The following is a 24565-nucleotide window of genomic DNA, read 5'->3' on the forward strand; positions in this document are numbered from 1 at the left end:
CACCTTGCGCTGATCGGCCGAGCATCTGATCGGGGGTTCACCCGAGCGGCCGTCGCCGCCTAGCCTGAAGGACACTTCGGGCAAGCGGGAGGAGGGTCGATGACTGCTCGTGTCCGGTCCGTGACGGGCATGCGGGGCGTCGCGGCGATCCCGTCGTACGTGGTGATGCAGCCGACGACGCTGTGCAACCTGGACTGCGCGTACTGCTATCTGCCGCACCGGGCGGCCGACCGGCGCATGCCGGTGGCGGTGGCCGAGGCGGTCGCTACCGCGGTGGCCCCCTGGGCGGCGCAGGGCCGGTTCTCGGTGGTCTGGCACGGCGGGGAGCCGCTCGCCGCCGGTCGGGAGCACCTGGCCGCGCTGATCGCCCCCTTCCCCGCCGGGGTGGAGCACCACGTGCAGACCAACGCCACGTTGATCGACGACGCCTGGTGCGCGTTCTTCGTCGCGCACGGGGTGCGGGTCAGTGTGAGCGTGGACGGTCCGCCCGATCGCAACGGCGACCGGGTGACCCGGGCGGGCCGGCCGGCGTACGACCGGATCGTCCGGGGGATCGCCGCGTTGCGCCGGCACGGCCTGCCGTTCTCGGCGCTGGCGGTGGTGAGCCGGCCGACGCCGGGACTCGCCACCGAGTTGTACGACTACTTCCTCGACCTGGGCTGTGACGTGCTCGGCCTGAACATCGAGGAGACCGAGGGGGTCAACACCCGCAGCAACGCCCACGACGCGGCGACGGTGACCGCGTTCTGGGCCGAGCTGGTGGCGGCCTGGCGGCGGACGCCCCGGGTGCACCTGCGGGAGGTGGAGTGGTCGCTGCGGTACGCGGCGGCGGTGCTGACCGGTGCGGAGGGCGACCTGCTGCCCCGGCAGCTCGACCCCATCCCGACGATCGGCCACGACGGGTCGGTGACCGTGCTCTCCCCGGAGCTGGCCGGCTTCACCGACGCCCGGTACGGCGACTTCAGCAGCGGTAACGTGCTGGCGACCCCGCTGGCCGAGATCCTGGCCGGCGCGGCGGGCACGGACTGGGTGGGCGAGTTCCTCACCGGTGTGGAGGCGTGCCGGTCGTCCTGCGCGTACTTCGGCTTCTGCGGCGGCGGGCACGCGGCCAACCGCTACTTCGAACAGGGACGGTTCGACGGTACGGAGACCGAGCACTGCCGCAACAGCAAGATCCGCCTATTGGAGGGAGTGTTGGAGCATGCCCGAGACCACGAGTCACCGGCCGCCTGAGCGCGTCGGGGCAGGCACGGACCAGGTCGCCGACCGGGTGCGGGAGGCCGCTGGGGAACTCTCCGCCCTGCTCCACGAGGCTGATGCCGCGCGTCGTTCCCGGGCGGAGGCGCCGGGCGGGGAGGGTGCCGGCGCGGTCTGCGCCTGGAACCACTTCGAGAACATCCCGACCTTCTACAACTGGAACAACCGACCGCGCTGAGCGCAGCGACCACGGATCGCCGCACCGCCCCGAGCGGTGGTCGCCGGGATCAGGGACCGCGCCGACCGGCCGGAGCGTGCTCCGGGACGGCGGGGTCCCTGATCGTCGGTGCTAGCGTCGCCCTGGTCGGGCACATGCGTGAGCACGCGGAGAGTTGCCGCGTGCTCAATGTGACCGGAGGTCAGCGGGTCGGAGGAGCCCAGGGGTCCGGGTCGTCGTCCGCATGATCCTCGTCGTCGTCGTCGACATACTCTTTGTAGTCGTCGTCGAAGTGCTGCTCAGACTTCCCACCAGCGCTCGCCAGTTCGCGCTGCAAGGCGGTGAGGTCGGTGTTCGGGGAGTGGTACTTCAACTCCCGGGCCACCTTTGTCTGCTTGGCCTTAGCACGGCCGCGCCCCATGGCTCGACCCCCTCGCACAGAATGCGGGGCAGCCCGAAGGCGGGCCCCGATGACGTCAGGCATCTCTCGTGGCTCTTACGGTACATGGGGATGCCACCGTTCGGCACCTCGGGTTACCGTCTGCCGGCCCTGCGCGTCGCAGTCACCCGACCGTCACTGATTGTACCGGGTAAGGGGTAATCGCCGGAGCCGCCCATGACACCGGTCAAACCACCGGGAAAGCCGCGTAAACCCATGCTATCGCGCGGGTGTTCCGGCACGGGTCGCGGACCGCGCGAGCGACGGGGCGGGTCCCGGGTCCGGCCCGCCGCCGCACCCGGGACGCCCGCTCACCGCAGGTGGATGGTGCGCAGCCGGCCCACGTCGGCCATCCGGCGCTCGGCCAGCCGGTCCGCGGCCACCGCCGGCGGCACCCCCTCGTCGTCGGCCAGCCGGAGGATCTGCCGGGTGGTGTCGTAGATCCGGGTGGCCCGCAGCTTGGCCCGGTCGAAGTTGAAGCCCTCGATCTCGTCCGCGACCTGGATCACACCCCCGGCGTTCACCACGTAGTCGGGGGCGTACAGGACACCCCGGTCGGCGAGCAGCTTCTCGATGCCCGGGTGGGCGAGCTGGTTGTTGGCCGCTCCGGCGACCACCCTGGCCCGCAGCGCCGGCACGGTGTCGTCGTTCAGGGCCCCGCCCAGGGCGCACGGGGCGTACACGTCGATGTCGGCGGCGACCAGCGCCGAGGCGTCGGCGACCAGGGTGACCCCGGGGTGGTTGGTCCGCGCCCACTCCAGCGCCCTCGGGTCGACGTCGGTCGCCACCACCTCGGCCCCGTCGTCGACCAGGTGGCCGGTCAGGTGTCGACCGACCTTGCCGAGCCCGGCCACTCCGACCCGACGTCCGCGCAGGCTCGGGGTGCCCCACACGTGCTCGACAGCGGCCCGCATGCCCTGGAAGACCCCCCAGGCGGTGAGGACCGAGGAGTCGCCCGCGCCGCCGTGCTCCACGCTGCGGCCGGTGACGTAGCGGGTCTCCCGCGCGATCACGTCCATGTCCGCCACGACGGTGCCCACGTCGCAGGCGGTGTAGTAGCGCCCGGCCAGGGACTGCACGAACCGGCCGTACGCGCGCAGCAGCGCCTCGCTCTTGACCTGGTCCGGATCGCCCCAGATGACCGCCTTGCCGCCGCCCAGGTCCAGCCCGGCCAGGGCGTTCTTGTACGCCATTCCCCGGGACAGGTCCAGCACGTCCGCCAGCGCCGCCTCCTCGCTGGCGTACGGGTAGCACCGGGTGCCGCCGAGGGCGGGGCCCAGCGCGGTCGAGTAGATGCCGATGATCGCCTTGAGGCCGCTCTGCGTGTCCTGACAGAAGACGACCTGCTCGTGACCGGTTGATCCGGGGTCGTCGGTGCTCGCGAATACGCCCATGGTTCGCTCCTGTGTCGGTGTGCGCCCTCGTGGGACGCGGCCCTGGTCGGCTGCCGGCGGGGATGGTGCCGGCCCTGGCCAGCCTAATATCGGTCGGAGACCGCGCTGTCGTCCACCGCAGGCCGTCGGGCCCCCGGCGACCGCCGGCCGACCCGGGTCCGGCACGACGGCAGCGGCACCGGCGCGGGGTTTCGTGGGAGGATCGCGCGGTGCCGTCGCTCTTCGCTTCTTACCTGCGCGTGTACGAGCCGCTGACCGCCTTCGACCGGGACCGTCAGTCGTACTGGCGACGCTATGTGCGGGAGGGGCGGGCGGTGGCCCCGCTGGAGGGGCCGGGCCGGCAACGGACCTCGGTCATCGCGGCGCTCGGCGCGGGCTGGACCCGGCTGCCCGACCTGCCCGACGAGGCGTACGTGCTGGAGATCGACGACGCGCTGCTGGTCTGCCCGTGGAACCTGCGGGTCCGGGTCGCCGAGGCGGCGCTGAGCGCCCGGGAAGGGGTGCCGTCGGTGATCGCCGACGCGTTCGTCCCGCCGGTCCTGGCCGGGCAGGCCAAGTCGGTGGTGGAGGACTGGCGCAGCGGCGCGCGGGTGCTGGAGCACGGGGTGCCCCGGCTGCACGAACAGATCGCCACCTGGGGCGTACCGCTGCGGTGGTTCGTGCTCTTCGAGGCGGGCGAGCGGGAGCTGGTCACCCGGCCGGGGCGGCGGGCGGTGCGCTACCGCACGGAGATCTCCAAGGCCCGGCGACGGGCCTCCCGGGCGTTGTCGGTGCTGAAGAAGTCGATCGGTGAGGCGCCGATCACCGAGGCGGTGGAGGAGGCCGCCCGGTGGTTGGAGGAGTTCCACCCGCGCTCGGTGGTCGAGCTGGACTACGGCGGACTGGTGCAGTTGCTCTCGGATGAGACGCTGGCGGCGGACGACTCGCCGGAACTGGTGGCGACCGGCCTGGCCGGGCTCTCCCGGGGCGAGGCGGACGAGGCGTCGGCGGCGTACGACCGGTTGGTGGCGAGGTGGCGGGCGATCCAGCTGTTGGAGCGGTGCAATTAGCCCCAAAACGCCCAGAAATACTGTCAATTATGAGTCACTCTCGTAATTGACGCATCACGAACCGTGATCATGAGTCCGAATAAGGTACTTTCTGCCGTGTAAAAGTCAGATAAATCGGGCATGGTTCATCCGTCCGTCTAGGGACCTTCGGCCGTTCGGCCCATGTCGGACATCGGGGACTAGCCGGACCATGGGAGACGCGTCGGCCGGCGGGACCCCGGCCGATGTCTATCCATGTGGAGGAGTGACCGATGGCATCGCGAACGCACGAACCAGAGCCGCTACTCACGCCGGCCGAGGTGGCGTCGATGTTCCGTGTCGACCCGAAGACGGTGACCCGGTGGGCCAAGGCGGGGAAGCTCAGCGCGATCCGAACCCTGGGCGGACACCGTCGGTACCGTGAGTCGGAGGTGCGGGCGTTGCTACAGGGACAGATCCCCCAGCAGCGCCAGGGGGACTGACCCGGTCAGAACGTTTCGACCTCAGGGGCGGGCGGACGTCGCGGCAAGCGGCGACCGACCGCCCCTGAGCCATATCGGCGACCGGCCGTGACTCCCGGTCGACCCGACACCGACCCCGGTCGTGATCCGGCCCGACCGGTCACCGGCCGGCGGGCGGGTCGTCGGCCGGACCGACGGTCACCCTCCGACGGTGACCCGGATGCCGATGGTGCCCGCCTCGCCCCGGCGCAGCCGGCTGCCGAGCAGGGTCAGCCGGCCTAACAGCCGGTACTTGCGCTTGAGCAGGTCGCGCACCCGGTTGCTCTCCTGCGGCCCGCAGAGCACCGCGTGGCCCGGCACCGCCTCGCCCAGCGGACGGCCGCGCACGTCGCAGGGGGCCACCGTCACCGTGCCGTCCCGCCTGATCCGCTTGACCTTGCCCGAGTCGGCGACCGTCCAGATCGCCAGGGCGTCGTCGTCACGGACCGCCCAGACCGGGGTGGACACCGCACGACCGTCCTTGCGAAACGTCGTCAGCAGGACGTACTTCTCCGCCGCCAGGCGGTCCAGGTCGGTCACGCCGCCCAGGATACGGCGAGCGGCCCCGGATAACGTGCACGTCGTGACCGGAGAACCTCGGCTGGGCGACGTGTTCGGAGAACTGCTGCGCGACGCGTACGCGGTGCACACCGGGATCGGCCCCCGGCCGCTGGTCGGCGGGCGGCTGCCCCGGCCGGTCATCGAGATCATCGAGCGGGACGACGGGCTGGTCAACGGGGCCCCCGCCGCGCACTACCTGGACGGCCCGGAGCACTGGCAGCCGTACGACCACCGGGCCGTGGACCGGACCCGGGGGGCCACCCTGGACGTCGGCGTGGGTGGTGGCCGGATCGCGCTGGAGCTCCAGGAACGCGGGGTGCCGGTCACCGGGCTGGACACCTCACCGGGGGCGCTGCGGGTCAGCCGGCACCGGGGGGTCCGCGACCTCGTCCTCGGCACCGTCGACGAGCACGCCGCCGCCGGCCGGCGCTACGACACGTTCCTGCTGCTCGGCAACAACCTGGGGCTGATCGAGGGACGGGAACGGGCACCGGGGTTCCTCGCCGCGCTCGCCGCCCTGGCCCGCCCCGGTGCGCAGGTCATCGCGCACGGCACCGACCCGTACGGCACCACGGACCCGGTGCACACCGGCTATCACGAGCGGAACCGGCGGCGGGGCCGGTTGGGCGGGCAACTACGGCTCCGGTTGCGTTACCGGGAACTCGGCACCGAGTGGTTCGACTACCTGGTCTGCTCCGCCGAGGAGCTGGCCGGACTGGTCCGGGGCACCCCGTGGCGGCTGACCGACGTGGACGACCGCGACGCCCCGTACTATCTGGCCACCCTGCGGCTGGCCGGTCCCACCGGGCGGTGAGCGGGGGCCCGGTCGGGCCCCCGCACCCCGGATCAGACCTGGACGGTCGGGGGGAGCGGCTCCGGGGGGAGACCGCCGTCGCCGTCGACCACCTCGTCCGGGGTGCCGTCCTCGTCGATGTCGACCATGGTGATGTCGACCTTGCCGTCGCCGTCGGTGTCGAACTGGAACAGGTCCGCCCGGCCGTCGCCGTCGGTGTCCACCACCCACACGTCGGTCTTGCCGTCGTTGTTGGTGTCGGCGCGGAGCAGGTCGACGCGCTCGTTGCCGCGCGTCTCCACGATCGCCGTGCCGTCGGTGGTGCCGCTGCCGTCCACGGTCTCCGGTGCCTGGCTCATGTCGACTGGTTCCTTCCTTTGACGTTGGCCCGTCTGTACCCGGTGCGGCGATCCCCCACGCATGCCGCCCGGAACGGTGCTGCATAGGGTCGCACCCATGAGCGAGCGAAGCGAGCGGCAGGGCGTGCCGGAGACCCCGTACGCCACCGTGCGCAGTGAGGGAGCGTCCATGAGTCGTCTTGTCGTCGTCGGGGCCGGCACGATGGGGCTCGGCATCGCCTACGTGGCGGCCGGCGCGGGCTACGCCGTCGAGCTGGTGGAGGTGGACCGGGGTCGGGCCGAGGCTGCCGCCGTCCGCCTCGACGAGCTGTGCGCCCGGGCGGTGCAGCGGGGGAAGCTCGGTGCCGACGAGGCCGCCGCGCAGCGGGCCCGGATCACCCTGCGTGGCGCGCTCGCCGAGGTCGCCCCGGCACCGGAGGTGATCGTCGAGGCGGTGCCGGAACGACCGGAGCTGAAGCGGTCGGTGCTCGTCGAGGCGGAGCGGCTGCACCCGGCGCTGCTGGGCAGCAACACCTCCAGCATCCCCATCGGCGAGCTGGCCGAGGGCCTGGCCCGGCCGGAGTCCTTCCTCGGGCTGCACTTCTTCAACCCGGTCTGGGCGATGGCCCTGCTGGAGGTCGTGGTCGGCGCGGCCACCGCACCGGAGACCACCGCGGCGGCCGTCGCCCTCGCCGGCCGGTTGGGCAAGGACCCCGTCGTGGTACGCGACCTGCCCGGCTTCGCCACCTCCCGGCTCGGGGTGACCCTCGGCCTGGAGGCGATCCGGATGGTGGCCGACGGGGTGGCCGACCCCGCCGACGTGGACAAGGCGATGGTGCTCGGCTACCGGCACCCGGTCGGCCCGTTGGAGCTGACCGACCTGGTCGGTCTGGACGTGCGGCTGGACATCGCCCGTACCCTCCAGGCCGCCTACGGTGACCGGTTCGCGCCGCCGCCGCTGCTGGTGGAGATGGTCGCCGCCGGCAAGCTCGGCAAGAAGTCCGGCCAGGGCTTCTACGCGTGGAAGGAGGGTCGGCGGCAATGAGCGGACTGCGGGTGGAGGAGCTGCCCGACCGGGTGGTGGTGACGCTGGACCGACCGGAGAAGCGCAACGCCATCGACGCCGACCTGATCGGCGCACTGCACGACGTGTGTGCGGCACTGGAGGCCCGGCCCCGGCTGCTGCTGCTCACCGGCGGCGCGGACGGCCTCTTCGCCGGTGGCGCCGACATCGGTCAGCTGCGGGAGCGGGGTCGGCTGGACGCCCTCGCCGCGATCAACTCGGCGGCCTTCGCCCGGCTCCGGGCCCTGCCGATGCCGAGCGTGGCCGCCGTGGACGGCCCCGCGCTGGGCGGCGGGGCGGAGCTGGCGTACGCCTGCGATCTGCGGGTGTGCACTTCCCGGGCGGTCTTCGGTCAGCCGGAGGTGCGGTTGGGCATCCTGGCCGGTGCCGGGGCGACCCACCGGTTGCCGGCGCTGATCGGCGAGGGGCGGGCCAAGGAACTGCTCTTCACCGGCCGGCGGGTCGACGCCGACGAGGCGCTGCGGATCGGTCTGGTGAACCGGGTGGTGGCGGAGCCGGCGGAGTTGCTGCCCACCGCGCACGGGCTGCTCGACGAGATGGCCGAGGGTTCGGCGCTGGCGCTGCGGCTGACCAAACTCGCGGTGGACGCCCCGGCCGCCGCCCACCCGCAGCTGGACCTGGTCAGTCAGGCGGTGCTCTTCGAGGACGAGGAGAAGCACCGCCGGATGACCGATTTCCTGGAACGCCGCCGACCCCGCTGAACCGGCGGTGGGGCAGCACCGGAGCCGGTGCTGCCCCACCCGATGTGTCGGCGTCAGTGGCGGATCGGTACGCCCGCGTCGGCCAGTGCCTTGATCAGCCCGGCGGACTCACCGAAGCCGATGACCAGCACGGCCTCCGGGCGGTAGTCCTTGATGTCGCCGGCCAGGTTGCCGAAGTCGACCGGCGGGGCCTTGGCGTCGGCCGGCGGGTCGTAGGTGAACAGCTTCACCCGGTCGTTGCCGAAGCCGGCCCGCTCCAGCTCGGCCCGGACGGTCTCCTGGAGGCCCTCGCCGTACGAGTCCTTGCGGGCCACCACCACGATCTTGTGCGGGCCGTCGCGCAGGATCACGTCGGCCAGGGCCCGACCCTGGAGGCTGTCCGGCGGGGCGGTCCGGAAGTAGAGGCCCTTGTCGTCGGCCTGGCTCAACCCGGAGTCGGTGTTGGACGGGGAGAAGAGGATCTTCCCCGCCGCCACCACGTCCGGCAGCACCGCGCTGGAGATGCCGGACGCGGCGGCCCCGATGATGACGTGGACCTTGTCCTTGACGTGCGAGGCCACGGTGGCCTTGGCGACGGCCGGGTTGGTGCCGTCGTCGCCGTCGATCCAGACCACCGGATCGCCGAGCACCCCACCGGCGGCGTTGATCTCCTTGAGCGCCAGCGCCACGCCGGCCGCCAGCGGTGGGTTCGCCAGGGCCAGGTCGCCGGTCTTGGGCAGCAGACCGCCGAGGATCAGTGGAGAGCCGTCGCTGCTGTCGTTGCGCCCGCCCCGCTGCTTCTTCGGCTTGGGGGCGGCCTTGGTGCTCACCCCGGACTCGTCCCCGGCGCCGACGAACTCGGTCTTCGCGTCGTTGATCTTCTGGTTGTCGAAGTGCAGGGTCGCATAGCTGGCGGTGGCCGGCTCCCCGATGTCGGTGAAGCCCGCGCGGGTCAGCGACTGGCCGCGGTACTCGATGTCCTGGGCGTCCCGGGCCAGGGGCAGGCAGCTCGCCGCGTCGGTGCAGCGCTGACCGTTGGTGGTCACCCCGACGATCTGCTTGGCGATGTCGGCCGGATCGGTGCTGCCGGCCAGCTGGGCGGCCAGCGCACTGATCATGACCGCGTCGTACGACTCCGCCGCGTAGAGGTAGTCGGTCAGCTTCGGGTCGACGGAGCGTAGCCGCTGCTTGAAGTCGTCGGTGAGCGGCGTGAGCGGGGTGGTGCCCTTCATGCCGTCGACGAGATCGGCCCGGTCCTTCAGCTCGGCGGCGAAGGAGTTGAGCATGTTGCCGTCGGTGCCGTACAGGCGTACCTGCGGGGTGGCCGCCTCCTCGGGCTTGTCGGTCGTCCCGCAGGCGCTGATGACGAGCAGGAACGACGCGCAGGCCGCCAGGATGGCCGGGCGCGGGCCGCGTGTAACGAGCATGGTCGTCCTTCCTCCGGCGCAGGTCCGGTGCGCACCATAGCGTGCCGACGACAACCGTGGGACCAGGGAGGCTGCCCTGGTCGCCGGCCCGGCAGCAGACCTCACGGTGTGTCACGTCGTCTCAGCAGGTGGTCACCATTTCGGCGCTCTGTTCGCTTGACCTGGCGTCCTACTGTGCCGCAGGTGACCGACGTACCGGATCAGACGCTGGCCGACGCTACCGCCGTACTCCACTCGGCGCTGTCCGGAGACGGTGCCGCGGTGGTCGGCACATTCGACGCCGTGGTGGACCGGTCCGGCCTCGCCGGGGCGTACACGGTCGCCTGGACCCTGGCCGCCACCATGGTCGGCGACCCGCCGCCGCCGGGCGCCTGCGCGCTGGACTTCCCGGGCATCGACGACGCGGGGTACGACACCCGCTGGGTGGCCCGCTTCGTCAGCGCGTACGCCAACCACGACGCCGACACCGGCGAGGCGCTGTTCGGAGCGGCGGTCGCCGACGGGCAGCTGCCGGACTGCCTGCTCACCCTCGCCGGCTCGACCGTGGCCACCCTGCGCAGCCGGGCCGGCTGACGGCGCGATGCCCGGTGCGGACGCCGCGCCGGCCGGCTCAGTACGCGTGGTACGCCACCAGCGGCTCGTACTCGTAGCGCAGGTTGGTGAAGCGGACCTTGAAGTTCGCGCCGTCGCGCACGTTGGTGGCGACGGTGATCCAGTCCGACTTCGCCGGCAGGTAGGTCAGGTAGTTGCAGCTGTTGGTCTTGTCGATGAAGACCACGCACGCCTCGGTGCCGAACGCGCTGCTGTTCTTGACGTTGACGTCCTTGCACCGGGCGCTCGCCTTGTACGGGCCGGCGTCCCCGCCCCATCCGCCGGCCTGGAAGTAGGACCGGACCGCCCCGCCGTAGCAGGTGGCGGCCGACGCGGAGAGGTTGGTTTCCGGGGCGGCCTGGGCGGGTGCGCCGTGCCAGAGCAGGGGCAGGGTGGCGGCGAGTGCGGCCAGGCGAGCGGTCCGGGATGCCATGGTGGTGCCTCCAGGGAGAGGGACGGACCCTGAGTCGTGGACAGGGTGCGGTGAGTGGCGATGATATCTGTCGATCTCTGATCCCGCTGTGACAGACCCATGAACCTTCTGTGGTACCAGTGACGCATGTCCGAGGCGATGCTCAGCAAGGTGCGCAAGCTGTTGGCCCAGGCAGAGGACGCCGCCTGCACCCCCGCCGAGGCGGCCGCCTTCACCGCCAAGGCCACCGAGTTGATCGCCCGGTACGGCGTCGACCGCGCCCTGCTGGCCGCCCGCGACCCCACCACCGACCCGGTCGGCGACCGGGTGGTCGACGTCGTCGCCCCGTACGCCCGGGACAAGGCCGGGCTGCTCGCGGCGGTGGCCGACCCGCTGCGCTGCCGCTGCGTACGACGACCGGCCGGCAGCGGATTCGCGCTGCACCTGTTCGGCTTCGCCAGTGACCTGGAGCGGGTCGACCTGCTCTTCACCTCACTGCTGGTGCAGGCCGCACACGGACTCGCCGGCACCGTGGTCCCGCCCGGCGAGCATCCGGCGGCGTTCCGGCGGTCCTGGTTGGCCGGCTTCGCCCGGGTGATCTCCGACCGGCTGCGGGTCGCCGAGGCGGACGCGGTGGCGCAGCGGGACACCTCGTCGGTCGCGCTGGTGCTGGCCGACCGCTCCGACCGGGTGGCCCACCGGGTCACCGAGGTCTATCCCCGGCTGCGGACCGCGCCCATCCGCCGGCTCGCCGGCTCCGGGTTCGGCGCGGGGGCGGCAGCCGGCCACCGGGCGGACCTCGGCGGCACCGACGCGGTGGACGCCCCGACCACCCGGGCGCACCGCGGACTCCCGACGCGGTGAACGCCCCGACCGCCCGGTGGGGTCAGTGCGGGCCCGGGGCGGTGCCGGTGAGGGTGGCGAGATAGCGGCTGAGCAGCTCGTGCCAGCCGGCCGTCAACGCCTCGCGGTAGCCCTCGGCGGCCTCACCGTGCCGGTCGAAGTGCCGGTGCTCCAGCTCGATGCGGGTGTGCCCCGACTCGTCCGGCAGGAACAGCACCTCCACCTCGCTGGCGCGGGCCGGATCGGGCACCGGGAGCCGGTCGGGGCCGAGCTGCCAGGTGAAGACGAGCCGCCGCGGCGGGTCCCAGGTGAGCACCCGGCCCCAGTCGCCCCGGAAGCCGTACGGGCCGATCTCATAGAGCATGCCGCCGGCCCGGGGCTCCATCCCCAGCTCGGCAAGCGCCGCCGGCCCGGACCAGGTGTATTCGCGCACCCACCAGTCGGCCAACGAGCCGGTGAAGACCGCGAACGCCTGCTCCGCGGTGGCCGGGACGAGGAGCGTGGAGCGCAGCGAGTACCGGTCGACGTCCTGCTGGACGTCCTCCGGATTCGCATTCTCCTGTCCCATAGGCCCGGACCATACCGGCTGATGAGGCGCTCTGCAGCCTCGCGTACTGGCCCGTTCCGGACAATGGACCCAGGTCACCGGAGACGGAACCACCGCCCGGCCCGGCCGGTCGGGAGAACTCCGGTGAAACGGTCCCGGGGGAGCCGGAAACACGAAAACGGTGACCGCGTCTCCGCAGGTCACCGTCTTCTGTAGCCCGGCGAAAGGCTATGTGGCCAGGGGCGGGGTCGAACCGCCGACCTTCCGATTTTCAGTCGGACGCTCGTACCAACTGAGCTACCTGGCCTGGTGCCTCGGGACATGTTACCCGGAGGGCAGGGTCTCCGCCGACAGGGTGATGCGTCCCGATACGCAGAACGCCGCGCAATGGTGCACGCGGCGTCGGCGCTGGCGGTCCTGACGGGACTTGAACCCGCGACCTCCGCCTTGACAGGGCGGCGAGCACTCCAACTGCTCCACAGGACCTTGCTGGTGTTGCCTCCGGCCAGGCCGGACCGTGCCCCCAACGGGATTCGAACCCGTGCTACCGCCTTGAAAGGGCGGCGTCCTGGGCCGCTAGACGATGAGGGCGGCCCCGCCATCATTGCACACTCGCAACTTCAAGCGGACTTGCTCCCATCCGGCCCCGCCGGAGGCATGAGAAGCATATGTCATGCCCCGGCGGTCGGCCAAACCGGTATGCCCGGCGGGGCGCGGCCGGACAAAGCAGCAGCTCAGCGAGGTGGCGCGATCCCGAAACGGCGCTTCAGGTCGCCGATGACGTGCGGAACGGCACCCACTGTGCGGCTCCGGTCACCCCCGCCGTCGTGCATCAGCACCACCGCGCCGGGGCGGGCGGCACCCTCGACCCGTCCGGTGATGACACCGGTGGTGGGCTTCGCCCAGTCCTGGGGGTCGACGGTCCAGTGCAGCGCACGCATGCCGAGCTCCTTGGCCACCGCCACCACCTCCGGCGTCCACCGGCCGCCGGGCTGACGGTAGAACGGCACCTTGGCGCCCGGGACGGCCTTGGTGATGGCCTGGTTGGTGCGGACCAGGTCGGCCCGGATCTCGGCGACCGGCCGGCGGCCCAGGTCGACGTCGTGGTGCCAGCTGTGGTTGCAGAGCTGGTGCCCTTCCCGGACGATCCGGGCCACCAACTCCGGGTGCTTGCGGACCTGGGTGCCGACCACGCAGAACGTCGCCTTCACCTTGGCCGCCCGGAGCTGGTTGAGCACCCTCGGCGTCCAGGTCGGGTCGGGGCCGTCGTCGAAGGTCAACGCCACCGCGCGTACCCCGGTCGCCTTCCGCAACCCGGCGGGGAGCGTCTTCGGCTTGGGCCGCAGCCGGGGTTTCGGCTTGCTGGTCGGCGGCGGTGTCGCGGCCGGGGTGTGGGTCGGCTCGGGCGCGGAGGTCGTCGGGACGGGCGCGGCGGCCGGCCGGACGTGCCGGGGCTGATCGCCACAACCGGCGACCAGCAGGAGCAGACCCAGGGCAACCGCCAGGACGGGGCGTGAACGCATCGTCACTCCGGGGGGTGGGGGTACGCGGACGGCCCCGACGGTAGTTCACGAAAGCGAAATATGTCAGGCCCGGTCGGCCCCGGTCGACTGGTCCAACGAATCCCGGACGGCCAGCGCGAGTGACACCGCCTCGGCCAGATCGACCGGCCGGACCACCCCGGCGGGCAGCGTGTCGGCCCGCCACCCCGGCCCGGCGGCGAGCACCAGCAGCGGCCGGCGGGGCACCGCGAGCAGGGCGGAGAGCTGCCCCGGATCGGCGGTGAGACGGGTGTGCGACCAGACCACCACGGCCGCCGGCCCGGTCCGGTTGACCGCCTCGACCAGTGCCGCCACCGGCACCCGGGCGCCGAGCATCCGGTATGCCACCCCCGCCTCGGCCAGCGCCGCGGCCAGCGCCTCCAGGGGCAGGGTGTGCTGCTCCTCGTCGGCGCAGGAGAGCAGGATGCGGGCCGGCCCGGCGGCCCGGCCGGAGCGGGCGACGGCGGCGAACGCCTCGGAGACACACCGGGACATCAGGTGTTCCACGTCGATCAGGCCGGCGGTCGCCACGTGCCGCTCACCGATGCCGGCCAGCACCGGGCGGAGCAGCCCCTCCCAGGTGGCGATCACCCCGTCGGTGGCCAGCGCGTGCGAGATCGTGTCGCCGATCACCGCCGCGTCCAGCCGCATGGCGGCGCGGGCCAGTCCCCGGGCCGCCGGTCCGGCCCGGCCGACCGGGATGGTCTGCCCGCCGCCGTCCCGGCCGGTCCCGGCCGGCAGCCGCACCGCGACACCGGGACTCTGTTTCGCCCAGCGGGCCGCCTCCGCCGGGGTGACCCCCTCGGCGGTGAGTTTCCGCATGATCTCCAGGCGGGCCAGGTCAGCCGGCGTGTAGCGCCGGTGGTGACCGGGAACGTGCTGGCTGGGGCCGAGGCCGTAGCGCTGGTGCCAGGTACGCAGGGTGGTGACCGCCACACCCAGCCGGCGTGCCACGGCCCCCGCGCTCAGCGGCTCATCGACCACCCGACCGCTCCGACACGTCGTCCACCCGGCGGCCGGACGGGGTGGCGGACCCGGCGGCGTGGGCGCCGGGAGGAGCGGTGGGGCCGGTGGTGGCAGTGGCGAGGGTGGGGTCAGCGGTGGGACCGGTCGGGGTCGGGCGGAGCAGGCGGCTCAGCACTCCGCCGAGCCAGGGCGCGTAGCTGCGCGGGTCGGTGTCGATCTCGGCCATCACCCTGGTCGGATCGGCCCAGCGCAGCTCGGACACCTCGTCCGGGTCCGGCAGCAGGGTGAGCCCGGTCGGCACGTCGGCCCGGAGCACATGGTCGTACTCGAACTCGACCCGACCGGTGGTCGGGTCCTCGGCGTAGTAGAGGTAGACACCGACCTCGGTCAGCGACACCGGCCCGGCGCCCAACTCCTCGGTGAGCCGGCGGTTGGCCGCCTCCGCCAGCGACTCGCCCGGCAGCGGGTGCCCGCAGCACGAGTTGGCCCAGCGCAGCGGGAACCGGGTCTTGACCGGGGCCCGCTGTTGCAGGAGGACCCGGCCGTCCGGGTCGACCAGCAGCACCGAGAAGGCCCGGTGCAGCCGTCCGGGCGCCTGGTGGGCGGCGGCGACGGTGGCCTCACCGAGCACCCGGCCGGTGTCGTCGACCAGCTCGACGAGGTGACCCTCCCGGGACTTCACGCGGTCACCGCCCCGCGCCGGTGATGCGGTTGGCGGCGAGCTTGCCGGAGATCAGCACCATCGGCACGCCCACACCGGGCTGGGTGCCGGAACCGGTGAAGACCACGTTGGGCAGGCTCCGGTGCAGGTTGGACGGGCGGAACGGCCCGGTCTGGAAGAGGGTGTGCGCGGCGGCGAACGGCGTACCGGCAGCCATTCCCTGCTCCTCCCACTCGGCGGGGGTGATCGTACGCAACACCTCGATGCCGGCGCCGAACCCGACGTACCCGCGCTCCTCCAGCGTGGCGACGAGTTGGTCGGCGTAGCGCCGGCTCAGGTCGCCCCGCCAGTCGAACGGGGCCCGGTCGAGGTTGGGCACCGGGGCCAGCACGTAGTAGGTGTGCCGCCCGGCCGGGGCGACCGACGGGTCGGTCCGGCTCGGGTTGGTGACCAGCAGCGACGGGTCGCTCATCAGCTCACCGCGCCCGATCACCTCGTCGAAGGTGCCCTTCCAGGCCCGCCCGAAGTGGATGTTGTGATGAGCGATCTTCCCATACCCCTGCGTCGATCCGATGTGCAGGACCACGCAGGACGGCGAGTAGGTCAGCCTGCGCTGCCGCCCCTCGGGCAGCAGGTCACGGTAGGCGACCGGCAGGTCCGGGTTGAGCACCACCACGTCGGCCGGGACCAGCTCACCGTCGGCGGTGACCACCCCGGTGGCCCGGCCGTTGGCGGTCTCCACCCGGGTGACCGTGGTGTCGTACCGGATCTGCACGCCGTGCTTCTCGGCCGCGCCGGCCATCCCCCGGGAGACCGCGTGGATACCGCCGCGCGGGAAGTAGACCCCGGCCACCGAGTCGAGGTACGCGATGACGCTGTAGATGGCCAGCGCGTCGTGCGGCGAGAGTCCGGCGTACATCGCCTGGAAGGAGAAGATCCGCTGGGTGCGGGGGTCGGAGAAGAACTGGTTGATCTTTGTCTGGAGCCGCCGGAACGCCCCGCTGGCGAGCAGCTTCAGCAGGTTGCCGGTGAGCAGGTCGGTCGGGACGTCCAGGTTGCGGTCGATGAAGTCGGCCCGCTCCCAGTTCCACAGGTTGCGGGCGTAGTCGACGAACCGCAGGTAGCCGTCGGCCTCCCGGGGGCCGCAGACCCGGGAGATCTCGGCCGCCATCCGGGTGGTGTCGGTGATCACGTCCAGCGTGGAGCCGTCCGGGTAGTAGGCCCGGTAGGCGGGGTCGATGGGGGTCAGGTCGAGCCAGTCGTGCAGCTCCTCGCCGACCGCACCGAGCGCCTCGGCGATCAGGTCGGGCATGGTGAGCACGGTCGGGCCGGTGTCGAACTCGTACCCGTCGACGCTGAGCCGACCGGCCCGTCCGCCGGGCACCGGTTCGCGTTCCAGCACGGTCACCTGTCGGCCGCTGCCGGCCAGGTGCAGCGCGCACGCCAGCCCGCCCAGGCCCGCGCCCACGACCACCACCCGGTCCGTACGTCCCGTCACGGTACGCACGCGACCACCTCCTTCACGAAGTTGCCCATCATGCCCGCCGCGTGGTGGCGGCGGTGGCGAGACCGGTCAGCGCGGTGCGCGCCGTCTCGTCGATCGACGCGGTCCCCAGCGCGGCGAGCGCGTCGGCGACCCGGTCGGAGATCATGCGCTCGACCCGGCCGACCGCGCCGGTGTCGGCGACGATGTCGGCCAGCCGGGCCACCTCGCGGACGCCGACGGCGGTGCCGGCCCGCTCCAACGCCCGCCGCTGGCCACCGGTGGCGAGCTGACGGGCGAGCATCAGCAGCACGGTCGGCTTGCCGGTGCGCAGGTCGTCGCCGGCCGGCTTGCCGGTCGCCGCCGGGTCGCCGTAGACGCCGAGCAGGTCGTCGCGGAGTTGGAACGCCTCGCCCACCGCCAGCCCGTAGCGGGTGTACGCGGCGATCAGCGGCGCGTCGGGCGCGATGCCGGCCAGGCTGGCGCCGAAGAGCAGCGGGCGCTGGACGGTGTAGCTGGCCGTCTTGTAGCGGGCCACCCGCAGCGCCTGGTCCACCGACCAGTTCGCCGCGTCGTTCTCGCCGAGCACGTCGAGGTACTGCCCGGCGATGGTCTCGATGCGCATCTGGTCGTAGCAGCGCCGCACCTCCAGCAGCCGGGCGGGCGGCACGGTGGCGTGGGCGAGCAGCCGGTCCGCCCAGACGAGGCAGAGGTCGCCGATGAGGACGGCAACCGACTCACCGAACCGGCTCGGGTCACCGGTGTGTCCGGCGGTGACGTGCCGGGCGGCGGCGGCCCGGTGCACGGTGGGCAGGCCACGGCGGGTGTCCGAGGCGTCCATCACGTCGTCGTGCACCAGGGCGAAGGTGTGCAGCAGTTCCAGGGCGGCCAGCGCGGGCAGCACGGTGGGCAGCGGCGCGTCGCCGCCCACCACGCCACGCCAGCCCCAGTAGGCGAAGGTCGGGCGGACCCGCTTGCCGCCGGCCAGCACGGACTCGCGGGCCGTCGCGGCGAAGCCGCCCATCGCTGCGTCGATCTCGGTCAGGGCGTCGACTTCGCGGGTGAGGAACGCCGACAACGTGTCGTCGACGTCGTTGACCAGGTCACGGGCGAAAGCGACAAGTACGCCGTGGACCGGATCGTCCGTCGCTCCCGGCTGTGCCGGCGCGACGCGGAGCGCATTACCCGCAACTGCGTCGTTGGCCATGGGGGCGAGCGTACCCTAGGGTTACGAGTTGCGTCGATTGCTGCGTCGAATCGGAGGAGGCCCGGTGGACACCGATCTCACCGCTGCCTATGCCCGCTGCCAGGAGCTGCACAGACACCACGGGCGCACCTACTATCTCGCCACCCGGCTGCTTCCCGCATGGAAACGGCGACACGTGCACGCCCTGTACGGCTTCACCCGCTACGCCGACGAGATCGTGGACCGCACCGAGGACCTGCCGCCCGCCGAACGCGCCGCCCGGCTGGACGCCTGGGGCTCCCGCTTCGTCGCCGGCCTGCACGGCGAGCCGGTCGACGACCCGCTGCTGCCGGCGGTGCTGCACACCATCGCCGTGTTCGACCTGGACCGGACCGACTTCGCGTCGTTCCTGCGCAGCATGGCGATGGATCTGACGGTCCTGTCGTATCCGACCTATGACGACCTGCTCGACTACATGGAGGGCTCGGCGGCCGTCATCGGCACCATGATGCTGCCCATCCTCGGCAGCTCCGACCCGGTCGCGGCCCGGGAGCCGGCCCGCCAGCTCGGATTCGCCTTCCAGTTGACCAACTTCATCCGGGACGTCGCCGAGGACCTCGACCGGGGCCGCACCTACCTGCCCGACGAGGACCTGGCCAAGTTCAACGTCACCCCCGAGGATCTGCGCGCCGCGCAGGCCGCCGGCCGCAGCACCGACCGGATCCGTGACCTGATCGAGTACGAGGTGACCCGCGCCCAGGCCCACTACGCCGCGGCCGCGCCGGGCATCACCCTGCTCGCCCCCGCCTCCCAGGCGTGCATGCGCACCGCGTACGCCCTCTACGGCGGCATCCTCGACGAGGTCGCCGCCCAGGACTACGACGTGTTCGTCCAGCGGGCCGTGGTGCCCCAGCGGCGTCGGCTGTCGGTGGCGGCGAAGGCGCTGCTCGCCCGTACCGGCACCCCGGTCATGGTGCCCGGCCCGGCGCTGACGTGAGCGGCCGTACGGCGGTGGTGCTGTTCACCCGCGACCTGCGGGTGCACGACCACCCGGCCCTGGCGACGGCCTGCGCCGCCTTCGACCGGGTGGTGCCGCTGTACGTCCTCGCCCCGACGCTGGCCGACCACTCGCCCAACCGCACCCGGTTCCTGCACCAGTGCCTCGCCGCGCTGCGGGACACCCTGCGCGGGCTCGGCGGTGACCTGGTGATCCGCCGGGGCGACCCGGTGGCCGAGGCGATCCGGGTGGCCCGGGAGGTGGGTGCCGAGGGGATCGGCCTGTCCGCCGACGTCAGCCGCTACGCCCACCGCCGGGAACGCCGGCTGCGCGCCGAGTGTGACCGGCACCGGCTCGCCCTGCGGCTCTTCCCCGGCGTCACGATCGTCGAGCCGGGGGCGCTGCGGCCCGGCGGCGGCGACCACTACCGGGTCTTCACCCCGTACCACCGGGTCTGGTCGGGGGTGCAGTGGCGGGCCGAACTGGCCGCGCCCCGGCGGGTCACCCTGCCCGACGGGGTCCCGGTCGGTCGGCTGCCGGCACTGCCCAGGGGCGAGTCGCCGGACGCCGTGGTCGGCGGCGAGGCCGTCGGGCAGCGCCGGCTCGCGCAGTGGTCGCCCACCCTGCACCGGTACGACGACATCCACGACGACCTGGCCGGCGACGAGACCTCCCGGCTCAGCCCCTACCTGCGGTTCGGCTGTCTGTCCCCGCTGGCGGTGGCGAACCGGGCCGACGACCGGGGGAGCCCGTTCGTCCGGCAGCTCTGCTGGCGGGACTTCTACTACCAGGTCACCGCCGCCTTCCCGGAGATCTCGGCCAAGGCCTACCGGCGCGGGGCCACCGAGGACTGGCGGTACGACGCGGCGGCGCTGACCGCATGGACCGAGGGTCGGACCGGGATGCCGATCGTGGACGCCGGGATGCGTCAACTGCACGCCGAGGGGTGGATGCACAACCGGGCCCGGCTGATCACCGCCGGCTACCTGACCAAGGTGCTCGGCCTGGACTGGCGGCCCGGCCTCGGGGTCTTCTCCCGCTGGCTGCTCGACGGGGACGTGCCCAACAACTCCGGCAACTGGCAGTGGGTGGCCGGCACCGGCAACGACAGCCGCCCCTACCGGGGACTCAACCCGGTACGCCAGGCCGAACGCTACGACCCCGACGGCGGGTACGTCCGCCGCTGGGTGCCCGAGCTGGCGGCGGTGGCCGGCAAGGCCGTGCACCAGCCGTGGCGGCTGTCCCCCGAGGTGCGCCGCACCCTCGACTACCCGCCGCCGCTGGAGGTCCCCGACACCGACCCGGTCTGGCTGCGCTGACCCACCGGCAGGCGGTCCGGTGCACGGGGGCGGGAATTCCGGGGTGGAGCGGTGGCCGGGGGCGGGGCCGTGCGGAATGCTGGCGGGATGGCAGAGCCGGAACTGGTGGACGTGGTCGTGGTCGGGCTCGGCGTGGGCGGCGAGGAGGTGGCCGGGCGGCTCGCCGAGGCCGGCCTCACCGTCGTCGGCGTCGAACGGGACCTGGTCGGCGGGGAGTGCCCGTACTGGGGCTGCATCCCCAGCAAGATGATGATCAGGGCGGCGAACGCCCTGGCCGAGGCCCGACGGGTCGACGGGTTGGCCGGGTCGGCGCAGGTCCGGGCCGACTGGGCGCCGGTGGCGAAACGCATCCGGGAGGAGGCCACCGACACCTGGAACGACCAGGCCGCGGTGGACCGGTTCACCGGTAAGGGTGGGCGGTTCCTGCGCGGCAGCGGCCGGCTCGACGGCCCCGGTCGGGTCCGGGTCGGTGAGCAGGTGTTCCAGGCCCGGCGGGGCATCGTCCTCGGCACCGGCACCCGCCCGTCGATCCCGCCGATCGAAGGGCTGGCCGGCACCCCGTACTGGACGAACCACCAGGCGATCGAGGTGACGGAGCTGCCGGCGACCCTGCTGATCATCGGGGGCGGCGCGATCGGGCTGGAGCTGGCGCAGGTCTTCGCCCGGTTCGGGGTCGGGGTGACCGTGCTGGAGGCGTCCGGCCGGGTGCTCGCCCTGGAGGAGCCGGAGTCGTCCGAGGTGGCCGCCGCCGCGCTGCGCGCCGACGGGGTGGAGATCGCCACCGAGGTCAGGATCGAACGCGTCGGCCACGACGACGGCACGTTCACCGTGTATGCCGGTGACCGGTCGTTCAGCGCCGAGAAGCTGCTGGTGGTGACCGGTCGCCGGGCCCACCTGGAAGAGTTGGGGTTGGACACCGTCGGGGTGGACGGCACCCAGCGCTACCTGCCGGTGGACGACCGGATGCACGTCACCGACGGGATCTGGGCGGTCGGCGACGTGACCGGCGAGGGCGCGTTCACCCACATCGCCATGTATCAGGCATCGATCGTGGTCGCCGACGTGCTCGACCACGCCCGGCGGGCCGCTGGCGGTCCCGACGCCAGTGGCACCGCCAGCGTGGTGGGCGGTGCGATGGGCGCGTCCAGCGCGGTCGGGGGGTCGATGGGCGCGGCCGGCCCGAGCGGCGCCGCCGGCACCGTCCCCCGCGCCGACTACCGGGCGCTGCCCCGGGTCACCTTCACCGATCCTGAGGTGGGTGCGGTCGGGCTCACCGAACGGCAGGCCCGCGAGCGGGGCATCAACGTGCAGGTCGGCTTCACCGAGCTGTCGTCGTCCACCCGGGGCTGGATCCACAAGAGCGAGCCGGGCGGCTTCATCAAGGTGATCGCCGACGCCGACCAGGGGGTGCTGATCGGCGCGACCTCGGTCGGCCCGGCCGGTGGGGAAGTGCTCTCGGCGCTGGTCGTCGCGGTGCACGCGGCCGTCCCGGTCAGCCAGCTCCGGCACATGATCTATGCGTACCCGACGTTCCACCGGGCCATCCAGAGCGCCCTGACCGATCTGAGCTGAGCCACCACGCCGGGCCGGCGCGGTTCATGCGCCGTGCCGGCCGGCGCCGGCGGTGAAGCGGGCCGCGCCGGCCAGCGCGTCGGCCGTGAGCGAGTCCATCCCGTAGGCGAACTCGGTGGCGAGCGCCTCCGGCTCGGGCCGGCCGGCGCCGGCCAGCACCGACGCCCGGTCGTTGCGCAGGCAGGTCTGCGGATGGTGGGCGATCTCGGCAGCGAGCCGCTCGGCCGCCGCCCGTGCCTCACCCGGCGCGACCACCCGGTTGACCAGCCCCATCGCGTACGCCTCGTCGGCGGGCACCGGACGGCCGGTGAGGATCAGGTCCATCGCCCGGCCCTGGCCGATGAGCCGGGGCAGCCGTACGGTGCCACCGTCGATCAGCGGCACCCCCCAACGTCGGCAGAACACCCCGAGCACCGCGTCCGACTCGGCGACCCGCAGATCGCACCAGAGCGCCAGCTCCAGGCCGCCAGCCACCGCGTACCCGGAGATCGCCGCGATGACCGGCTTGGACAGTGACATCCGGGTGGGACCCATCGGGCCGTCGCCGTCGGGCTCGACCCGGTTGCCGCTGGGGGTGCCGATGGCCTTGAGGTCGGCACCCGCGCAGAACGTGCCGCCCGCGCCCCACAGCACCGCCACCCGTGCCTGCGGGTCGGCCTCGAACGCACGGAACGCGTCGGCGAGCGCCCGCGCGGTCGGGCCGTCGACGGCGTTGCGCGACGCCGCCCGGTCGAGGATCACCGTGGTCACCGCCCCGTCCCGGGAAACATGTACGGCCATCCCCCCAGCATCCCCCGCCCAGCCCCGACCGCCCAGCCCTCGACCGTCCCGCCTCGACCGTCCCGCCCGCTGCGCGGGCTTGCGGGTGGCGCTGTTGGGGCGATGTTGCGGGGTTCCGGGGGCTTGATACCGCTATCTGCGCGACATTGAGGGGATCTCCGTGGGCGGGTAGTGCCGGGACGTGGCCCGGCCGGTGCGACCCGGTGGCACGGCGGGCGGGGCGGGGTCAGCGGCGGTCGGTGATCCGGGTGAGGAAGGTGTGCCAGGCGGCAGGGGTGAAGGTCAGGGTGGGGCCGTCGGGGTCCTTGGAGTCGCGGACGGCGATGACTCCGGGCAGGTTGGCGGCCACCTCCACACAGTTTCCGCCGTTGCCGCTGCTGCGGGTGCTCTTGCGCCAGCGTGCGTCGTTCAGTTCCATGTCTGGGCCACCTTCGTGATCAGATCGACGGACTGCCAGTGGGACAGCGCTTCGCCGCGCACGTTCTCCCACGCTGCCATCATGGCCGCGAGGTCATCGAGATCGCTAACTACCTGTCCCTGGAGTTGGTTGTCGAGGTCGTTTCCTCGGCTGGGCCCGGGCGCGAGGATCGGACGGCGCGGTGTGACACCGGCACCCCGGCACCCGCCCGCCCCAGCCCGCCCCGGCCCGGCACCCGCCCGCCCCGGCCGGCACCCGCCCGCCCCGGCCGGCACCCGCCCGCCCCGGCCGGCACCCGCCCGCCCCGGCCGGCCCCGGCCCGCCCCGGCCGGCCCCGGCCCGCCCCGGCCCGGCCCGGCCCGGAGATCGTGGCGCTGGTGGCGTCCGCGTCCGCGTACCGGCGCTGATCGGTGCAGTCTCTCCGGGTCCGCCGCCGGAGGACGCTGGTGGCGGGATGTTGCGGAGTCCGGGCTGGGTGGATACCGCTATCTGGCCGCTGTTGAGTCAATCAAGCCGGGGAACCCGAATTGGTGCCGACCGCCCGGTTTGCCGCCGGTTCGGCCGGGAAGTCGGTGAACGTGCGAGCGTTGATGACGAAACTCGAACAGACCGCCGCGCTGGACCGGGTAGGCGACCGGTTGCAGCGCGCCGTCCAGGCGACCCTCCGCCCGCAGCGGGTACGTGACCTGCTGCACGGCGTCTTTCTGGGCCACCCGCTGCACCCCGCGATGGTGCAGGTGCCGGTGGGCGCCTGGATCAGCGCGGCAGTGGTCGACCTGCTCCCCGGCCAGCGCCGCGCGGCCACCACGCTGGTCGCGCTGGGCACCGTGAGCGCGGTACCCGCCGCCGTGGCCGGGCTCAACGACTGGGCGGAGCTGTCCCGGGACCAGCGTCGGGTGGGGCTCGTCCACGCCGCCGCCAACACCGTGGGCCTCACCCTGTACGCCGGCTCCCTCGCCGCCCGGTTGAACGGCCGACACGGCGTCGGCCGGGCGCTGGCCTATCTGGGGCTGGGTGCGGCGAGCGCCGGGGCGTACCTCGGTGGGCATCTGGCGTACAAGCAGGGGGCGCAGGTCAGCCAGAGCGTCTCCGAACTGCACCGGATGAGCGACGGATGGCAGTCGGTGGCCGAGCTGGCGGGGCTGCCGCAGCGAAAGCTGGTGACCCGCGAGGTGGACGACGTCTCGGTCATCCTCTACCGGCACGGCGACGAGGTCACCGTGATGTTGGAGCGCTGCCCGCACCAGAGCGGCCCGCTCGGTGAGGGTGAGGTGCAGGAGATCGACGGGCACGCCTGTGTGGTCTGCCCCTGGCACGGCTCGGCGTTCCGACTCAACGGTGGCGAGGTAGTGCACGGCCCCTCCGCCACCGACCAGCAGATCCTCCCCACCCGGATAGTCGACGGCACCCTCCAGACCCGCCTCCCCTAACCCCACCCGCCCCACCCGCCCCACCCGCCTCGCCTCGCCTCGCCCTAAAGCGTTGATCAAGAGGTTTGCGGCAAATTGGAGATCAACTTTGACGCAAACCTCTTGATCAACTGGGCGAGCCGGCCGGGGCGGGGCGTCCGGGGGCGGGGCGTCCGGGGCGA

At 72.9% G+C, this 24565-nt stretch carries 27 protein-coding genes, 3 tRNA genes and 1 pseudogene; 13 read left to right on the forward strand and 18 right to left on the reverse strand.

Annotation, left to right across the window (positions count from 1 at the left end):
• Positions 1-129 precede the first annotated feature (129 nt).
• Together amcB and amcA are read left to right on the forward strand one after the other, a co-directional pair.
• On the forward strand, positions 130-1233 hold the full coding sequence (amcB, locus tag ACQP1S_RS01210) for a cyclophane-forming radical SAM peptide maturase AmcB (protein WP_432907684.1): 1104 nt from the start codon (positions 130-132) through the stop codon (positions 1231-1233).
• Positions 1202-1435 carry a multiple cyclophane-containing RiPP AmcA gene (amcA, locus tag ACQP1S_RS01215; RefSeq protein WP_357895987.1) on the forward strand — a complete coding sequence of 78 codons (234 nt, stop codon included), beginning with the start codon at positions 1202-1204 and terminating at the stop codon, positions 1433-1435. The genes amcB and amcA overlap by 32 nt, the downstream gene beginning before the upstream one ends.
• Positions 1436-1616: 181 nt before the next feature.
• Here amcA and ACQP1S_RS01220 read toward each other — a convergent pair whose 3' ends face one another.
• Both ACQP1S_RS01220 and ACQP1S_RS01225 read right to left on the reverse strand, forming a co-directional pair.
• Positions 1617-1835, reverse strand: coding sequence for a DUF3073 domain-containing protein (locus ACQP1S_RS01220; RefSeq protein ID WP_091252097.1), 219 nt, complete (start codon positions 1833-1835; stop codon positions 1617-1619).
• Positions 1836-2164: 329 nt separating this feature from the next.
• A complete protein-coding gene (locus tag ACQP1S_RS01225; protein WP_091252095.1) occupies positions 2165-3247 on the reverse strand; it encodes a Glu/Leu/Phe/Val family dehydrogenase in 1083 nt (360 codons plus the stop codon).
• 209 nt (positions 3248-3456) lie between these two features.
• On the opposite strand from ACQP1S_RS01225, the gene ACQP1S_RS01230 reads away from it, so the two are divergent.
• Entirely contained in the window at positions 3457-4296 is an 840-nt protein-coding gene (locus tag ACQP1S_RS01230) for a hypothetical protein (protein ID WP_091252093.1), read from the forward strand.
• Positions 4297-4547: 251 nt separating this feature from the next.
• Complete coding sequence (locus ACQP1S_RS01235; protein WP_007073996.1) at positions 4548-4757, forward strand: BldC family transcriptional regulator; 210 nt, start codon at positions 4548-4550, stop codon at positions 4755-4757.
• Between the two features lie 177 nt (positions 4758-4934).
• Here ACQP1S_RS01235 and ACQP1S_RS01240 read toward each other — a convergent pair whose 3' ends face one another.
• Positions 4935-5315 (reverse strand): PPOX class F420-dependent oxidoreductase, encoded by a 381-nt coding sequence (locus ACQP1S_RS01240; protein ID WP_432902182.1) that lies wholly within the window; start codon positions 5313-5315, stop codon positions 4935-4937.
• 43 nt (positions 5316-5358) lie between these two features.
• Between ACQP1S_RS01240 and ACQP1S_RS01245 the strand changes: the two genes are divergently transcribed.
• Entirely contained in the window at positions 5359-6150 is a 792-nt protein-coding gene (locus ACQP1S_RS01245) for a class I SAM-dependent methyltransferase (RefSeq protein ID WP_432902184.1), read from the forward strand.
• 32 nt (positions 6151-6182) lie between these two features.
• On the opposite strand, the gene ACQP1S_RS01250 is transcribed toward ACQP1S_RS01245, so the two are convergent.
• A complete protein-coding gene (locus ACQP1S_RS01250) occupies positions 6183-6488 on the reverse strand; it encodes a hypothetical protein (RefSeq protein ID WP_091252088.1) in 306 nt (101 codons plus the stop codon).
• A 169-nt stretch (positions 6489-6657) separates the two neighbouring features.
• Between ACQP1S_RS01250 and ACQP1S_RS01255 the strand changes: the two genes are divergently transcribed.
• The gene (locus ACQP1S_RS01255) at positions 6658-7512 is read left to right on the forward strand and encodes a 3-hydroxyacyl-CoA dehydrogenase family protein (RefSeq protein ID WP_432907686.1); all 855 of its coding nucleotides are present in this window, start codon (positions 6658-6660) and stop codon (positions 7510-7512) included.
• Positions 7509-8252, forward strand: a complete 744-nt coding sequence (locus ACQP1S_RS01260; protein ID WP_091252085.1) for an enoyl-CoA hydratase/isomerase family protein — start codon at positions 7509-7511, stop codon at positions 8250-8252. Before ACQP1S_RS01255 ends, ACQP1S_RS01260 begins: the two co-directional genes overlap by 4 nt.
• Positions 8253-8305: 53 nt before the next feature.
• Here ACQP1S_RS01260 and ACQP1S_RS01265 read toward each other — a convergent pair whose 3' ends face one another.
• The gene (locus tag ACQP1S_RS01265) at positions 8306-9658 is read right to left on the reverse strand and encodes an ABC transporter substrate-binding protein (RefSeq protein ID WP_432902186.1); all 1353 of its coding nucleotides are present in this window, start codon (positions 9656-9658) and stop codon (positions 8306-8308) included.
• A 183-nt stretch (positions 9659-9841) separates the two neighbouring features.
• Here ACQP1S_RS01265 and ACQP1S_RS01270 point away from each other — a divergent pair, with 183 nt between their 5' ends.
• Positions 9842-10231: a hypothetical protein gene (locus tag ACQP1S_RS01270; RefSeq protein WP_357895963.1), complete on the forward strand. Its 390-nt coding sequence runs from the start codon at positions 9842-9844 to the stop codon at positions 10229-10231.
• 37 nt (positions 10232-10268) lie between these two features.
• Here ACQP1S_RS01270 and ACQP1S_RS01275 read toward each other — a convergent pair whose 3' ends face one another.
• The gene (locus tag ACQP1S_RS01275) at positions 10269-10682 is read right to left on the reverse strand and encodes a hypothetical protein (protein WP_091252079.1); all 414 of its coding nucleotides are present in this window, start codon (positions 10680-10682) and stop codon (positions 10269-10271) included.
• 126 nt (positions 10683-10808) lie between these two features.
• Here ACQP1S_RS01275 and ACQP1S_RS01280 point away from each other — a divergent pair, with 126 nt between their 5' ends.
• Positions 10809-11525: a DUF2786 domain-containing protein gene (locus ACQP1S_RS01280; protein WP_432902189.1), complete on the forward strand. Its 717-nt coding sequence runs from the start codon at positions 10809-10811 to the stop codon at positions 11523-11525.
• A gap of 22 nt (positions 11526-11547) precedes the next feature.
• On the opposite strand, the gene ACQP1S_RS01285 is transcribed toward ACQP1S_RS01280, so the two are convergent.
• From ACQP1S_RS01285 to ACQP1S_RS01325, 9 genes are all read right to left on the reverse strand, one after another.
• Complete coding sequence (locus tag ACQP1S_RS01285; protein ID WP_432902191.1) at positions 11548-12072, reverse strand: SRPBCC family protein; 525 nt, start codon at positions 12070-12072, stop codon at positions 11548-11550.
• A 212-nt stretch (positions 12073-12284) separates the two neighbouring features.
• Positions 12285-12358, reverse strand: a tRNA-Phe gene (locus ACQP1S_RS01290).
• A gap of 102 nt (positions 12359-12460) precedes the next feature.
• Positions 12461-12537: transfer RNA gene (locus ACQP1S_RS01295), tRNA-Asp, on the reverse strand.
• A gap of 32 nt (positions 12538-12569) precedes the next feature.
• Positions 12570-12642: transfer RNA gene (locus ACQP1S_RS01300), tRNA-Glu, on the reverse strand.
• A gap of 143 nt (positions 12643-12785) precedes the next feature.
• Positions 12786-13574: a polysaccharide deacetylase family protein gene (locus ACQP1S_RS01305; RefSeq protein ID WP_432902193.1), complete on the reverse strand. Its 789-nt coding sequence runs from the start codon at positions 13572-13574 to the stop codon at positions 12786-12788.
• A 63-nt stretch (positions 13575-13637) separates the two neighbouring features.
• Entirely contained in the window at positions 13638-14576 is a 939-nt protein-coding gene (locus ACQP1S_RS01310; RefSeq protein ID WP_432902195.1) for a MerR family transcriptional regulator, read from the reverse strand.
• On the reverse strand, positions 14566-15240 hold the full coding sequence (gene idi / locus ACQP1S_RS01315) for an isopentenyl-diphosphate Delta-isomerase (RefSeq protein ID WP_432902197.1): 675 nt from the start codon (positions 15238-15240) through the stop codon (positions 14566-14568). The genes ACQP1S_RS01310 and idi overlap by 11 nt, the downstream gene beginning before the upstream one ends.
• Positions 15241-15244: 4 nt before the next feature.
• On the reverse strand, positions 15245-16726 hold the full coding sequence (crtI, locus tag ACQP1S_RS01320; protein ID WP_432902199.1) for a phytoene desaturase family protein: 1482 nt from the start codon (positions 16724-16726) through the stop codon (positions 15245-15247).
• Positions 16727-16754: 28 nt separating this feature from the next.
• Complete coding sequence (locus ACQP1S_RS01325; RefSeq protein ID WP_432902200.1) at positions 16755-17909, reverse strand: polyprenyl synthetase family protein; 1155 nt, start codon at positions 17907-17909, stop codon at positions 16755-16757.
• A gap of 64 nt (positions 17910-17973) precedes the next feature.
• Here ACQP1S_RS01325 and ACQP1S_RS01330 point away from each other — a divergent pair, with 64 nt between their 5' ends.
• From ACQP1S_RS01330 to ACQP1S_RS01340, 3 genes are all read left to right on the forward strand, one after another.
• Complete coding sequence (locus ACQP1S_RS01330) at positions 17974-18885, forward strand: phytoene/squalene synthase family protein (protein ID WP_432902202.1); 912 nt, start codon at positions 17974-17976, stop codon at positions 18883-18885.
• A complete protein-coding gene (locus ACQP1S_RS01335) occupies positions 18882-20204 on the forward strand; it encodes a cryptochrome/photolyase family protein (RefSeq protein ID WP_432902204.1) in 1323 nt (440 codons plus the stop codon). Before ACQP1S_RS01330 ends, ACQP1S_RS01335 begins: the two co-directional genes overlap by 4 nt.
• Before the next feature lie 87 nt (positions 20205-20291).
• Positions 20292-21776: a dihydrolipoyl dehydrogenase family protein gene (locus ACQP1S_RS01340; protein WP_432902206.1), complete on the forward strand. Its 1485-nt coding sequence runs from the start codon at positions 20292-20294 to the stop codon at positions 21774-21776.
• A 24-nt stretch (positions 21777-21800) separates the two neighbouring features.
• On the opposite strand, the gene ACQP1S_RS01345 is transcribed toward ACQP1S_RS01340, so the two are convergent.
• From ACQP1S_RS01345 to ACQP1S_RS01355, 3 genes and pseudogenes are all read right to left on the reverse strand, one after another.
• Positions 21801-22556 (reverse strand): crotonase/enoyl-CoA hydratase family protein, encoded by a 756-nt coding sequence (locus ACQP1S_RS01345; protein WP_432902208.1) that lies wholly within the window; start codon positions 22554-22556, stop codon positions 21801-21803.
• Positions 22557-22782: 226 nt separating this feature from the next.
• The gene (locus ACQP1S_RS01350; protein WP_432902210.1) at positions 22783-22974 is read right to left on the reverse strand and encodes a DUF397 domain-containing protein; all 192 of its coding nucleotides are present in this window, start codon (positions 22972-22974) and stop codon (positions 22783-22785) included.
• A pseudogene (locus tag ACQP1S_RS01355) lies at positions 22965-23111 on the reverse strand (XRE family transcriptional regulator); the annotation flags it as partial. The pseudogene ACQP1S_RS01355 and the gene ACQP1S_RS01350, both read right to left, overlap by 10 nt.
• Positions 23112-23564: 453 nt before the next feature.
• Here ACQP1S_RS01355 and ACQP1S_RS01360 point away from each other — a divergent pair.
• Entirely contained in the window at positions 23565-24404 is an 840-nt protein-coding gene (locus tag ACQP1S_RS01360; RefSeq protein ID WP_245722765.1) for a Rieske 2Fe-2S domain-containing protein, read from the forward strand.
• The last annotated feature ends 161 nt before the right edge of the window (positions 24405-24565 follow it).

This window comes from Micromonospora matsumotoense (assembly GCF_050951065.1).
In the GTDB taxonomy this organism is placed as follows: Bacteria; Actinomycetota; Actinomycetes; order Mycobacteriales; family Micromonosporaceae; genus Micromonospora; species Micromonospora matsumotoensis.

Bases quoted from the DNA above. Each gene is read 5' to 3' on its own strand.
- ACQP1S_RS01275 (WP_091252079.1), bottom strand. From the start codon at position 10,682: ATGGCATCCCGGACCGCTCGCCTGGCCGCACTCGCCGCCACCCTGCCC.
- ACQP1S_RS01345 (WP_432902208.1), bottom strand. From the start codon at position 22,556: ATGGCCGTACATGTTTCCCGGGACGGGGCGGTGACCACGGTGATCCTC.
- ACQP1S_RS01250 (WP_091252088.1), bottom strand. From the start codon at position 6,488: ATGAGCCAGGCACCGGAGACCGTGGACGGCAGCGGCACCACCGACGGC.
- ACQP1S_RS01350 (WP_432902210.1), bottom strand. From the start codon at position 22,974: ATGGAACTGAACGACGCACGCTGGCGCAAGAGCACCCGCAGCAGCGGC.
- ACQP1S_RS01265 (WP_432902186.1), bottom strand. From the start codon at position 9,658: ATGCTCGTTACACGCGGCCCGCGCCCGGCCATCCTGGCGGCCTGCGCG.
- amcB (WP_432907684.1), top strand. From the start codon at position 130: ATGCGGGGCGTCGCGGCGATCCCGTCGTACGTGGTGATGCAGCCGACG.
- ACQP1S_RS01255 (WP_432907686.1), top strand. From the start codon at position 6,658: ATGAGTCGTCTTGTCGTCGTCGGGGCCGGCACGATGGGGCTCGGCATC.
- amcA (WP_357895987.1), top strand. From the start codon at position 1,202: ATGCCCGAGACCACGAGTCACCGGCCGCCTGAGCGCGTCGGGGCAGGC.
- ACQP1S_RS01325 (WP_432902200.1), bottom strand. From the start codon at position 17,909: ATGGCCAACGACGCAGTTGCGGGTAATGCGCTCCGCGTCGCGCCGGCA.
- ACQP1S_RS01235 (WP_007073996.1), top strand. From the start codon at position 4,548: ATGGCATCGCGAACGCACGAACCAGAGCCGCTACTCACGCCGGCCGAG.
- ACQP1S_RS01340 (WP_432902206.1), top strand. From the start codon at position 20,292: ATGGCAGAGCCGGAACTGGTGGACGTGGTCGTGGTCGGGCTCGGCGTG.
- ACQP1S_RS01280 (WP_432902189.1), top strand. From the start codon at position 10,809: ATGTCCGAGGCGATGCTCAGCAAGGTGCGCAAGCTGTTGGCCCAGGCA.
- ACQP1S_RS01225 (WP_091252095.1), bottom strand. From the start codon at position 3,247: ATGGGCGTATTCGCGAGCACCGACGACCCCGGATCAACCGGTCACGAG.
- ACQP1S_RS01360 (WP_245722765.1), top strand. From the start codon at position 23,565: ATGACGAAACTCGAACAGACCGCCGCGCTGGACCGGGTAGGCGACCGG.
- ACQP1S_RS01285 (WP_432902191.1), bottom strand. From the start codon at position 12,072: ATGGGACAGGAGAATGCGAATCCGGAGGACGTCCAGCAGGACGTCGAC.
- ACQP1S_RS01220 (WP_091252097.1), bottom strand. From the start codon at position 1,835: ATGGGGCGCGGCCGTGCTAAGGCCAAGCAGACAAAGGTGGCCCGGGAG.
- ACQP1S_RS01305 (WP_432902193.1), bottom strand. From the start codon at position 13,574: ATGCGTTCACGCCCCGTCCTGGCGGTTGCCCTGGGTCTGCTCCTGCTG.
- ACQP1S_RS01260 (WP_091252085.1), top strand. From the start codon at position 7,509: ATGAGCGGACTGCGGGTGGAGGAGCTGCCCGACCGGGTGGTGGTGACG.